We start from the raw sequence: 12,500 nt of genomic DNA, 5'->3' as shown, positions 1-12,500 counted from the left end.
GTACCGTCACTCTCTTAGCAGTTACTCTAAGAGACGTTCTTCCCTGGCAACAGAGCTTTACGATCCGAAAACCTTCATCACTCACGCGGCGTTGCTCCGTCAGGCTTTCGCCCATTGCGGAAGATTCCCTACTGCTGCCTCCCGTAGGAGTCTGGGCCGTGTCTCAGTCCCAGTGTGGCCGTTCACCCTCTCAGGTCGGCTACGCATCGTCGCCTTGGTGAGCCGTTACCCCACCAACTAGCTAATGCGCCGCAGGCCCATCCCCTGGTGACAGATTACTCCGCCTTTCCGCCTTCCGGTATGCACCAGAAGGTCTTATCCGGTATTAGCTACCGTTTCCGGTAGTTATCCCAGTCCAAGGGGCAGGTTGCCTACGTGTTACTCACCCGTCCGCCGCTAAGTATTTTGAAGAGCAAGCTCTTCAAAATACTCCGCTCGACTTGCATGTATTAGGCACGCCGCCAGCGTTCGTCCTGAGCCAGGATCAAACTCTCCAAAAAGGTAGAGCCGATAGCTCAATCAAACAAACTGACGAGAATTTCTTCTCATTTAATACTCACTCGTTGTTCAGTTTTCAAAGATCAAACTTCTTTGCCGCCGTTCAATTTCTCGTCAGCAGCAACTTTTATAATATATCATGTCCGACCATTTAATGCAAGCTCTTTTTTTAATTCTTTTTTTGAAGCAGAGTTCGTATTTCTTGGCCGGAATTAGAATATACCATGATTGATTTTTTTATGCAACCCTTTTTGAAAATAAATTTAAAACCAATATCTTCCCTACGTGATGATCTCCTTAATATATAGGTTGCGCGAATGCGCCAGATTAATGATTCGGCCTTCCACGCTTACTAAAGGACGTGTAGGGTTGCTGCGATCCGAGAAGATGATCTCCCCCTGCCGGCCGTCGATAAGGCGTATCTTGGTTCCATTATGAAGTTCTGTCGTCTTATAAACAAAGGTTTGTACAATTGCGGGGTCCAGCTTGCCAAAGCCCTCTTTCTGGATTTCTTCCAAAACGAGATAAGGCGATTGTGCCTTCTTGTATACCCGCTCGAGTGTCATAGCATGAAAAATATCAGCTACGGCGACAATTTTCGCATAGTTGTGAATCTGGCTGCCTTGAAGCCGAAGTGGATAACCCGATCCGTCAATTTTTTCATGATGCTGCAAAGCTGTAAGCCGGACACCTTCGTTGATAGCCGTTACATTTCGCAAAATTTGATATCCATACGTCGTATGCCTGCGCACTTCATTTCTCTCGGTAAGCGTAAGCGGTTCGGGCTTCTGAAGAATGAAAGAATCAACTTTGGCATTTCCTATATCATGCAGCAGACCGGCGAAGGCCACCTGAAGCCACTCTTTTTGGGGATATCCGCACCATTGGGCAATCTTATAGGAGGTCAGCGCGGAGAGTACGGCGTTATGATAAATATAGTCCTGATCATTAAGCGCCCGCGGCGTAAAGTTCAGAACATGGTAGTCCTTGATATAGGCAATCAGCGATTCCAAGGCGCTGCGGAGATCATAAATAGGCAGAATTGCCGCGCTGGCTGAGCTATAACAGCTTTTGATGAGCGCAAGCATTTTATCGTATTCCTCGTGCAGTTGTGAACTGCTGCGGGTCACTGAAGAGACTGAAGGAACCGTTCCCTTCTTGGCATCCCCCTTCAAAGGAGCTGCAGGGGCTTCCGAAGCTATGACGTCCTCTTCCGAGCCTTGAATATCCACTTGCTGGATAAGAAAAGCCTCCAGTATTTCCATATCGCGCGGCAGCAATACTTTTCCCTTGGAAAACAGAGTCCCTCCCAAAGGCGTAATGATATCTTTACTTACTTTTGAACCCGGTTTTACTTCCGCCACCGATATGCTCGGCATACGCTCAACCCCTTTATTCTCTCCATGCTGAAAAATAGGTACTATTTTCCTAATTATATTATGAATATAGGGAAGCGACTAGTATGAAAGTTTTAGTTTAGTCATTTTTTTAGGAAGCAAAAAAAAGAGCACCTGTCAGCATTCGCTGCAGGTACTCTCTTAACCAATAGATGATGCTATTCCAGAGTCTCTCCGCCATCTTCCGAATCGGAATCGGCAGATTCTGATTCATTGACTTCCGAAGCCTCAGTCAGCTCAGGATTGACGCTTTCCGTCTCATCGGACTGCGCATCCTCCTCTTCCTCACTCTTATCGGTGCGGCAGACGGTAGACACGGCATCGTCCTCGCGGATGTTGATCAGCTTCACACCCTGCGCATAACGTCCCATGGTCGAAATGCCGTCCATACTCATGCGGATCAAGGTTCCGCCCGTCGTGATGATCATCAGATCCTCTTCCTGCTTAACGACCTTGAGGCTGACGACAGGGCCGTTCTTTTCCGTAAGATTGATGGTCTTGATTCCCTTGCCCCCGCGGGTCTGCAGACGGTAATCGCCGGCAGGAGTCCGTTTGCCATAGCCCTTGGTCGTGACAATGAGCACATCCAGGTTCTGATCGATACAATCCATACCGATGACATGATCCTCTTCATCCAGAGTAATGCCCTTGACGCCAGTCGCGCTCCGTCCCATGGAACGGACATCCTCCTCGGAGAAGGTGATGGACATTCCGTCCGCCGTGCCCAAAATCAGCTTCTGCTTTCCGTCGGTAAGCTTCACATCGATCAGCTCATCCTCTTCCCGCAGATTGATGGCGATAAGTCCGCCTTTACGGATATTGTTGTAATCTTCGAGCGGCGTCTTCTTCACCAGACCTTCGCGGGTGGCAAAGAACAGGTATTGATCGCTTTCGGTTTCCTCAATCTGGATGACCGCGCTGATCTTCTCTCCCTGCTCGATCTGAAGCAGGTTAATAATCGGAGTCCCGCGGGCCGTACGTCCAAGCTCGGGAATTTCGTAGGCCTTGATCCGGTATACCTTCCCTTTATCGGTAAAGAACATCAGATAGTTATGGGAATTGCTGACGAAGAGATGCTCAACAAAGTCCTCATCCTTCGTGTCCATGCCCACAACACCTCGGCCGCCGCGTTTCTGGCTGCGGTAAGTGGTTACCGGAAGACGCTTGATGTAACCGGTATGGGATACCGTTATGACGACCTCTTCGCGCGGGATCAGATCCTCATCGAGAATGCTTTCTTCTCCGATAGTGATCTCGGTCCGACGATCATCGGCATACCGGTCACGCAGTTCCTGCAGCTCATTGCTGATAATCTCAAGCACGAGCGCTTCATCGCCTAGAATGGCCTTGTACTCGGCTATCTTCACCAGCAGCTCGTTATATTCGTTCTCGATCTTGTCGCGCTCCAGACCGGTCAGACGCTGCATCCGCATGTCCAGAATCGCCTGTGCCTGCTCGGCACTGAGGCTGAAGGTCTCGATCAGACCTTCGCGCGCAATATCGACCGTACGCGAAGCGCGGATCAGAGCGATAACCTCATCCAGGTTATCCAGCGCTATGCGCAATCCTTCCAGAATATGCGCCCGGGCTTCGGCCTTCTTCAGTTCAAATTCGGTCCGGCGGCGGATAACCTCGACCTGATGCTGCAAATAGTGGTACAGCACGTCGCGCAGGTTCAGCACCTTCGGCTCTTTGCCGACAATAGCCAGCATATTGATGCCAAAGGTAGACTGCATCGAAGTGTGTTTGTAGAGATTATTGAGTACAACATTCGCGTTGACATCCCGTCTGACTTCAATCACGACGCGCATGCCGTTGCGGTCCGATTCGTCCCGAAGGTCGGTAATGCCTTCAATCCGCTTCTCGCGCACCAGCTCGGCAATTTTCTCCACCAGACGCGCTTTGTTAACCTGATAAGGCAGCTCATTTACAACAATCCGCGCCTTGCCGTTACTCTCCTCTTCGATCAGTGCCTTTGCACGCATCGTGACCGAGCCGCGGCCCGTACGATACGCCTGGCGTATGCCTTCGCGGCCTAAAATATATCCGGCCGTTGGAAAATCCGGGCCTTTGATATATTCCATAAGTTCGATTGGCGTAATTTCGGGGTTGCGGATCATGGCCTGTACGCCGTCAATGACCTCGCCCAGATTATGCGGCGGAATGTTGGTAGCCATCCCTACAGCAATACCAGATACCCCGTTGACCAACAGATTGGGAAAACGGGAAGGCAGAACAGCAGGTTCATTCTCCTCGCCGTCATAGTTCGGAATAAAATCAACCGTTTCCTTGTTTAAATCGCGCAGCATTTCCATGGCGATCTTGGAAAGTCTGGCTTCCGTATAACGCATTGCCGCAGCCATATCGCCGTCAATCGAGCCGAAATTACCATGCCCATCAACCAGCATATAGCGCATGGAGAAATCTTGAGCCATCCGGACCATCGTCTCATACACGGCCGAGTCACCGTGCGGATGGTACTTGCCGATAACCTCACCGACGATTCTCGCCGATTTCTTGTAAGGCTTATCCGGCGACATTCCAAGCTCCGACATCGCAAACAAAATGCGCCGGTGCACCGGCTTAAGTCCGTCCCGAACGTCCGGCAAAGCCCGGCTCACAATGATGCTCATTGCGTAATCCATAAAGGAATCGCGCATTTCGACACCGATGTCCCGATCCCTGATTTGCGGGTTATTTTGTTCAGCCATGAGTTGCTGGACCTCCTTCAGTTAAAAAACCGCTACCCTTTATTATATTCCTTTCACAAAAACAGCACAATTAAACGTACTAGCTATTAGCTTTTATATCAATGTTTTTCTGCCCGGTTCCCGGGTATTAGCCCTGTCCGCATAGACTCACGGCTCATAGACTGTATGGAACAGACCGTGCCTAAACGCTCCATAACATCGGCATAAAGATATCATCCCATATCCTTAGATTATACCATTGTTTAGAACACTTGTCCTTATATTTCAGCCGTATAAAGGGAGGAGTAACATGAGAATTCAGCGGGTTTCCAGCAAATGGGCCAAGACCGAAGTCATCCTGCAGAACCGCTCCTTGGCGCCTTATATTCCCGATACCCGTAAATATGATTATTCGGTGCTTAATGAGATGCTCGTCCTGTATGAAACCGTCTATATCAAGCCGGATCGCGGAACCTACGGATGCGGGGTCATGCGAGCGGAGCGGCGGAATCTGATCCTGACACCCAGCGGCGCGGAAAATCCGGAAGCACACGAAGAGGAAAACGCCGAGCCAAGCATAATGTATATCCTCCGTTACGGTACCAAAGCGCTTGCCTTTCAATCGATGGAAGAGCTGCATCAGGCCATCAGCGGACGAATAAAGAAGCGTCCCTATTTGATTCAACAAGGAATCAACCTTCTGCGTTATAAGAATCTGTCATTCGATTTGCGTGTGCTTGTCCAAAAAAACCCGGAGGGCCGATGGGAAACAACGGGACTTTTGGGCAGAGTGGCGGCGCCGCAAAAAATTGTGACCAACTATCATAACGGCGGAAGCCTCCTGCCCGTTGAGGAGCTGCTTGCCGAGCATATGATCACGGCCGATCGCTCGTCCATGATCCATCGACTGAAGCATCTTGGCGTACGCATCGGGCGCCAACTGGTGAAGGCTTTCCCGGATATGAAGGAAATCGGTCTGGATGTCGCCATGGATGATCATCATGATTTGTGGATTCTTGAGGTCAATACAATGCCTTCCCTTGTAGCGTTTAAGCTGTTTGACGACAAATCCATTTACCGTAAAATCAGCCGGTATGCCGCCTCCTACGGACGTGCGGGTTTTGGCAGCTCGAGCTTATCCTCGCGTAGCAAGACCCATACACGCGGCCGTTAGCCCCCTGCTCCTTCTTCCTCCTTGACGTAAAAACAGCCCCCGGACCGCCTTGCTTGGCGGCAGCCGGAGGCTGCTGAAGATGGATACTACGGGTTCTGTACTCCCGCAAGATCCCTTTTCCGTATGAATCGAACTCATCAGGCTGACCTGCAGCCGAATTAAATGTCCAGATTCTTGACCGTATTGGCATGCTCCTGGATAAAATCGCGCCGTGGCTCCACATTATCGCCCATCAGCGTATCGAAAATGCTATCCGCCAGAATGGCGTCTTCGATCGTTACCTGCAGCATACTGCGGCTTTCGGGATCCATTGTCGTTTCCCAGAGCTGCGTGGCATTCATCTCTCCGAGGCCTTTATAGCGCTGAACATTAAATTTGGCGTTCTCTCCGAAGGTGGCGATAATCTCGTCGCGCTCCTTCTCCGAGCCGGCGTAGCGCACCACCTTGTTGCGTTCCACTTTGAACAGCGGCGGCTGGGCGATGTAGATAAAGCCCGCGTCAACGATTTTGCGCATATACCGGTAAAAGAAGGTCAGCAGCAGAGTACGGATATGGGCGCCGTCGACATCCGCATCCGTCATGATGACAACCTTGTGATAACGCGCCTTCGACAGGTCGAAGTCATCGCCGATTCCCGTTCCAAGAGCGGTAATAATCGCGCGGATTTCGGCGTTGGACAAGATGCGGTCCAGGCGAGCCTTCTCCACGTTCAGAATTTTACCGCGCAGCGGCAGAATTGCCTGAAAATGTCGGTCGCGTCCCTGCTTAGCCGATCCGCCGGCTGAATCGCCTTCGACGATGAACAGCTCGCTGATGGAAGCGTCCTTGGACGAGCAGTCCGCCAGCTTGCCCGGCAGCGCGCTGACTTCAAGAGCGCTCTTGCGCCGCGTAAGCTCGCGGGCTTTGCGCGCCGCTTCCCGCGCCCGGGAAGCCTGCAGTGATTTATCCAGGACGCGCCGGGAAATGGCCGGGTTCTCCTCAAGGAACTCCTGCAGCTTCTCGCCAAACAGCGATTCCACAATCCCGCGAACCTCGCTGTTGCCGAGCTTTGTCTTCGTTTGACCCTCAAACTGCGGCTCGGGAATCTTCACGGAAATGATCGCCGTCAGTCCTTCACGGACATCGTCTCCGGTCAGATTGGAGCTGTTATCCTTAATGATCCCGCTTTTCCGGGCATAATCGTTGATAATCCGAGTCAAGGCACTCTTGAATCCGGATTCATGCGTTCCGCCCTCATGGGTATGAATGTTATTGGCGAAAGAGTAAATATTTTCGGTGTACGAATCGTTGTATTGAAGCGCCACCTCGACCTGGATCATATCGCGGGAACCGCCGACATAGATGGGTTCCTCATGCAGCACCTCTTTTTTCTCGTTGAGGAACTTCACATATTCGATAATACCACCGTCGTATTTGAACGTGTTCGATGAACCGGTCCGCTCATCGGTAAGGGAGATTTCAATTCCCTTATTCAAGAAGGCCAGCTCGCGAATCCGGGTAAGGAGCGTATTGTAGTCATAGACGGTCGTTTCGGTAAAAATCTCCGGGTCCGGGAGAAATGTAGTCTTCGTTCCCGTCTCATCGGTATCGCCAATCGTCCGGATGTCGTACTGAGGGGCTCCCCGGCGATATTCCTGCTGGTACACATGTCCCTCACGCTTAACCGTGACCACCACTTTTTCCGAGAGGGCATTCACTACGGAAATACCCACCCCATGCAGGCCGCCCGATACTTTATATCCGCCGCCGCCGAATTTGCCCCCTGCATGCAGGACGGTCATGACGACTTCAAGCGTCGATTTCTTCAGCTTCGTGTTCTCTCCGACAGGAATTCCCCGTCCGTTGTCGATTACCGTTATGCTGTTGTCCTCATGCACAATAACTTGGATTTTGTCGCAATAACCGGCCAATGCTTCGTCAATACTGTTATCGACAACTTCCCATACGAGATGGTGCAAGCCCTTTACGCTGGTCGAACCGATGTACATGCCCGGACGCTTGCGGACCGCTTCCAGCCCTTCAAGCACCTGAATCTGGCTCTCATCATATGTCGGTTGATTCATTGACATGCCTTCACCTACTTCTTTCAGATTATTACTTTGGCCCTGGACGGGCTTCAACTGTCAAGCAGCATTCTGGATCTTTTTTTGAGTGTGGAAGAAGAAATGGGGGAATAATACACAATGTTCTGCGTAACGACTATGGATTTGGCTTCTTCTTCGCCGATGCGCTCCAATTTCTTGTCATTCAATGCCGCGGTAACGAACTGTTTGGACAATTTGGAGGATTTCTCGATGGAAATATCGAATATGGCAATCAGCTCCGAAGACCGGATAATCTTTTCCCCGCCCAAATGAATATACATGGTCTTCCTCCCGTTTAAGACTCTATGATTCCGCTATGGACGCGATACTGGATTGCGCCTTTTAATTTATCGGCATTCAGGCTTTCGATTCCGGTAGCCGTTATGAAGGTCTGTACTTTGCTCTGAAACGTTTCAATTAGCTGCGTTTGACGGTACGGATCAAGCTCGGACAGAACATCGTCAAGCAGCAGGACGGGATATTCCCCGATCTCCTCATGGATAAGTTCAATTTCGGCGAGCTTGAGCGAAAGAGCGGTCGTGCGCTGCTGCCCCTGGGAACCATAAACCGAAGCCTCTCTGCCGTTGATAAAAAAGGACAGATCGTCCCGATGGGGACCTGTCAGCGTCATGCCTCGCCGGATTTCCTGTTCACGTGTTTGTGATAACTTTAACATAAATTTGTCTAATAAGACAGCTTCATCTTCCTCTTCGCGCTCTCCGAAAGAAGGAACATAGGATAGTTTCAGCTCTTCGCCGCCGTTGGTAATCCCTTTGTGAATCTCTTCGGCCCACCCTTGCAGCTTCTTTATGAATTGTTTCCTTTTTTTGACGATTTTAACACCATGCTCCGCAAGCTGGGCGTCCCATATTTCCAGCATATCCCCGCCGGCCCCGTTTTTTGCCCACAGCTGCTTGAGCAGATTGCCTCTTTGGAGGAGCACCTTCTGATACTGCTGCAGATGGAACAGATAACTTGGCTGAACCTGGCCGATTTCCATATCCAAAAAACGTCGCCGGACACCAGGCGTCCCCTTGACGATCTCCAGATCCTCGGGCGCAAACATGACGACATTCAGCGAACCGACAAATTCACTCAGGCGCCGCTGCTCCAGACCGTTAATCTTGGCTTTCTTCCCCTGCGGGGACAGCGTGAGCTCAAGCTTTAAGTTCCCATATTTGCGCTGAATCTCCGCCTCGATATAAGCCGCGCCATCCGGAGCGTCGAAAGAGATCAGCTCGCGGTCCTTTGAGGTCCGGTGGCTCCTCGTCATCGCCAGGCAGTAAAGGGCCTCGACGAGATTCGTCTTGCCCTGGGCATTTTGCCCAAGGATCAGATTCACATCTCCGAGGCCTTCAAGCAGCAGCGATCCGTAGTTCCGGTAATGCCGCAGGGTGATACTGTTTACAAACACGAAAGCGTTCCTCCCAAGCAGAAAAACGGCAGCCCAATTCCCATGCATGGGAAAGCGCCCGCTTCTCGATCGAAATACAAGCCATAAACCATCGCTATGCTCTTATTCCAGCTTATATTTCAAGATAGCTCCTGACAATGGAGCTTTGATTTACAAGTAAAAGATGCTTACTCTTCTCCGCCGGCTACCTCGAACAGTCCTTCGTCCTTCACTTCGACTTTGTCACCCGGATACAGCTTTCTTCCCCTGCGATCCTCTTTTTCCCCATTCACGAGCACATGCCCCTCCTGAAGCAGAGCCTTCGCCATCCCGCCTGTGGATACACAGTCCGACAGCTTTAAAAATTGATCCAGCTTGATATATCCACTGTGGATAACTATTTTCTTCATGATTTCTTTCCTCTCTGCCACTTATCCACAAAAGGGAAATCCGGCGTTAGTTGGTCGTACGATAAGGCAAAATAACGTACAGCGCCTTGCTTTCATCCAGCGGCTTTAAAATAATCGGGCTCATCATCCCGGTAAAAGCGATCGTCAGCTGTTCGCTGTCGACTATTTTCAGCACATCCAGCATATATTTGGAGTTAAACGATATTTTCAGCGGTTCGCCTTTAAAATCAAGGACGTCAAGCTCTTCCCGCACTTTCCCAAGCTCCGATGAACTCGAGGAGATTTCGATTCCTCCGTTCTCCAGCGTCTGCAGGCGGACGATATTCGTCTTCTCTTCGCGGGACAGCAAATAAGCCCGGTCGATCGATTCGCTTAATTTTTTTGTTTCGAGAGTCAGTTCTGTTTTGTAGACACTCGGAATAATTCTAGAAGTATCTGGATAGACGCCGTCAAGAATGCGGGTATAGAAGAGAACCCGGTCCAATTTAAAAAGCACCTGATTATCGGCCACGACGATATCTACGAGCATGTTCTGGTCGGGAATGATTTTGCTCAGCTCATTCAGCGTTTTGCCGGCGATGACGACATTTGCGAAACGGACTTCCTCCGTTCCTTCCAGCCGGGCCGCTCTTGTTGCCAGCCGGTGACGGTCCGTTGCGGTAAATTTGAACTCACCGTCCGACAGATTCCATAGTATACCTGTTAAAATCGGCGTTGTCTCCTGGGTGGAGATGGAAAAAGCCGTTTGCTTGATCATATTTTTCAGCAAATCTCCGGGTATAGAGATCGTTTCATTTCCTTCAATATTCGGCAGGACAGGAAATTCCTCCGGATCAAGGCCCACCATCTGGATTTCCGTCGCTCCGGAAGAAATGTAGGTCTGAAAGCCATCCTTGACCTCCATATGAATTTCCTTGGAAGGCAGCTTCTTGATGATTTCAACGAAAAATTTGGCCGGAAGCACGACGCTTCCCGGCTGCTCCACCTTCACGATCTGCTCGCTGTCATTTTCCGCCGGAATAAACGATTGAATGGAAATATCGGTATCGCTGGCGGTTAGCGTAACGCCCTGGTAACTGACCTCCAGCTTGATGCCGGTAAGAATGGGGATCGTCGTTCGGCTGGATATCGCCTTGGATACGTGCTGGATGGATTCGTTGAGTTCATTTTTAAGAATGCTGATTTTCATAATTTCACTCCTAGCTGAATAGTGGGCAGTCTGATAAATAAGAGGTTTCAGAAGCTTTATACCGGTTCTTCAAAAGACGGCGCAGCCGCTTTGTCTGATGAAGATATATTATAGATTTTAAATAGTATTAGTAGTAGGGGCGCTGGATATGTGGATAAGCGGTCTGGACTGCATAAAATTAAGCCTACGCACATGTGAATAGATTGTGTATAGGCTTGTTTATTCCTTCCGTTACGAAGGATTTTTTATTTTCTCGGAAATATTGTTTACCACTTTGTACAGCTCCTGATCGACCTTAATCGACTGGCTTATTTTTTCGTGGGCGTGAATAACGGTTGTATGGTCCCTGCCGCCAAAGGCCTCGCCGATCTTGGGAAGCGAATAATCGGTCAGCTCCCGGGAAAGATACATAGCAATCTGTCTTGGAAAAGCGACGGCTTTCGTCCGTTTGCGCGCTTTGAAATCTTCGAGTCGCAAATTGTAATATTCACCGACCTTTTGCTGGATATCCTGAATGGTGATCATCTTCGGCCGGCTGGACGGAATGATATCCTTCAGCGCTTCGGCTGCCAGATGCGTCGTTACATCCTGGTTGGTCAGCGAAGAGTAGGCCACGACCCGGATGAGAGCGCCTTCCAGCTCACGGATGTTCGTATCGATCTGATTAGCGATATACATCATCGCTTCGTTTGGAATATCAAGGTTCTCGGCTTTGGCCTTTTTGCGCAAAATTGCGATCCGGGTCTCCAGATCCGGCGGCTGAATGTCCGTGATGAGGCCCCACTCGAACCGTGAACGCAGCCGTTCCTCAAGAGTCGGAATTTCCTTTGGCGGCCGGTCGCTTGAGATGATAATCTGCTTGCGTTCCTCATGCAGCGCATTAAATGTATGGAAAAATTCCTCCTGCGTCGATTCTTTGCCGGCAAGGAATTGAATATCGTCGATCAGCAGAATGTCGACATTCCGATATTTGTTGCGAAAGCTTTCGCCGCGGTTGTCCCGAATAGAGTTGATGAACTCGTTGGTGAATTTCTCGGATGAAATATAAATCACTTTATTGCTCGGATTATGTTCCAGAATATAATGGCCGATTGCATGCATCAGATGTGTTTTTCCGAGCCCCACGCCGCCGTACAAGAACAAGGGATTATAGGCTTTGGCCGGCGCTTCGGCGACGGCCAGCGAGGCCGCATGGGCAAACCGGTTACCCGAGCCGATGACAAATGTATCGAACGTATACTTGGGATTCAGCATATGCGTTTGGGCTTCTTCACGGGAAACAGCGGGAGGCCCGGGAGAAATCTGAACGACAGGCTCCGCAGGCTTGTTCTCTTCTATAACAAACTTGACGTCGACCTGTTGTCCCGTCACTTCGAAAACCGTAGCTCCGACCAGCTTCGTATACCTGCTTTCAAGCCACTCCACGGCGAAAGTTGTCGGCGCCGAAATGACGAGCGACTGGGGGCTGAACGAGATCGCTTTGGTTGCTTTAAACCAGGTATCATAGCTTGGCTTGCTTAGTTTGGTCTGAATAATTGATAAAATCTGCTGCCATAGTTCGGAAGTATGGCTTTCCACACACTGTCACTCCTTTAAATCTTCCAAATGTGGCTAGAGCCATGAAGTGGAAATGTCGAAGAAAATAAGGTGATGGGGAATATTATC

The 12,500-nt window shown here is 50.2% G+C and carries 9 protein-coding genes and 1 rRNA gene (1 of these 10 running past the window's edge); 1 reads left to right on the top strand and 9 read right to left on the bottom strand.

Going from position 1 to position 12,500, the window contains the following annotated elements:
* From PSAB_RS00050 to gyrA, 3 genes are all read right to left on the bottom strand, one after another.
* A 16S ribosomal RNA gene (locus tag PSAB_RS00050) occupies nucleotides 1-500 on the bottom strand; it reaches 1,057 nt to the left of the window's first position.
* A 279-nt stretch (nucleotides 501-779) separates the two neighbouring features.
* Entirely contained in the window at nucleotides 780-1,877 is a 1,098-nt protein-coding gene (locus PSAB_RS00045) for an HD-GYP domain-containing protein (RefSeq protein ID WP_025332562.1), read from the bottom strand.
* Between the two features lie 176 nt (nucleotides 1,878-2,053).
* Nucleotides 2,054-4,606 carry a DNA gyrase subunit A gene (gene gyrA / locus PSAB_RS00040; RefSeq protein WP_025332561.1) on the bottom strand — a complete coding sequence of 851 codons (2,553 nt, stop codon included), beginning with the start codon at nucleotides 4,604-4,606 and terminating at the stop codon, nucleotides 2,054-2,056.
* A gap of 289 nt (nucleotides 4,607-4,895) precedes the next feature.
* Here gyrA and PSAB_RS00035 point away from each other — a divergent pair, with 289 nt between their 5' ends.
* Nucleotides 4,896-5,759, top strand: a complete 864-nt coding sequence (locus tag PSAB_RS00035; protein WP_025332560.1) for a YheC/YheD family protein — start codon at nucleotides 4,896-4,898, stop codon at nucleotides 5,757-5,759.
* Nucleotides 5,760-5,917: 158 nt separating this feature from the next.
* Here PSAB_RS00035 and gyrB read toward each other — a convergent pair whose 3' ends face one another.
* From gyrB to dnaA, 6 genes are all read right to left on the bottom strand, one after another.
* Entirely contained in the window at nucleotides 5,918-7,828 is a 1,911-nt protein-coding gene (gene gyrB / locus PSAB_RS00030; protein WP_025332559.1) for a DNA topoisomerase (ATP-hydrolyzing) subunit B, read from the bottom strand.
* A gap of 47 nt (nucleotides 7,829-7,875) precedes the next feature.
* The gene (remB, locus tag PSAB_RS00025) at nucleotides 7,876-8,124 is read right to left on the bottom strand and encodes an extracellular matrix regulator RemB (RefSeq protein WP_025332558.1); all 249 of its coding nucleotides are present in this window, start codon (nucleotides 8,122-8,124) and stop codon (nucleotides 7,876-7,878) included.
* A 14-nt stretch (nucleotides 8,125-8,138) separates the two neighbouring features.
* A complete protein-coding gene (gene recF, locus PSAB_RS00020; RefSeq protein WP_025332557.1) occupies nucleotides 8,139-9,257 on the bottom strand; it encodes a DNA replication/repair protein RecF in 1,119 nt (372 codons plus the stop codon).
* A gap of 167 nt (nucleotides 9,258-9,424) precedes the next feature.
* Nucleotides 9,425-9,646 carry a S4 domain-containing protein YaaA gene (gene yaaA / locus PSAB_RS00015; protein WP_025332556.1) on the bottom strand — a complete coding sequence of 74 codons (222 nt, stop codon included), beginning with the start codon at nucleotides 9,644-9,646 and terminating at the stop codon, nucleotides 9,425-9,427.
* A gap of 46 nt (nucleotides 9,647-9,692) precedes the next feature.
* Nucleotides 9,693-10,835: a DNA polymerase III subunit beta gene (gene dnaN, locus PSAB_RS00010; protein WP_025332555.1), complete on the bottom strand. Its 1,143-nt coding sequence runs from the start codon at nucleotides 10,833-10,835 to the stop codon at nucleotides 9,693-9,695.
* A gap of 231 nt (nucleotides 10,836-11,066) precedes the next feature.
* Nucleotides 11,067-12,413: a chromosomal replication initiator protein DnaA gene (gene dnaA, locus PSAB_RS00005; protein WP_025332554.1), complete on the bottom strand. Its 1,347-nt coding sequence runs from the start codon at nucleotides 12,411-12,413 to the stop codon at nucleotides 11,067-11,069.
* Nucleotides 12,414-12,500 lie beyond the last annotated feature (87 nt).

The organism is Paenibacillus sabinae T27 (assembly GCF_000612505.1).
Taxonomy (GTDB): domain Bacteria; phylum Bacillota; class Bacilli; order Paenibacillales; family Paenibacillaceae; genus Paenibacillus_AQ; species Paenibacillus_AQ sabinae.
The sequence above is the reverse complement of the archived record's forward strand: the minus strand, read 5'-3'. Positions and strand labels throughout refer to the sequence as shown.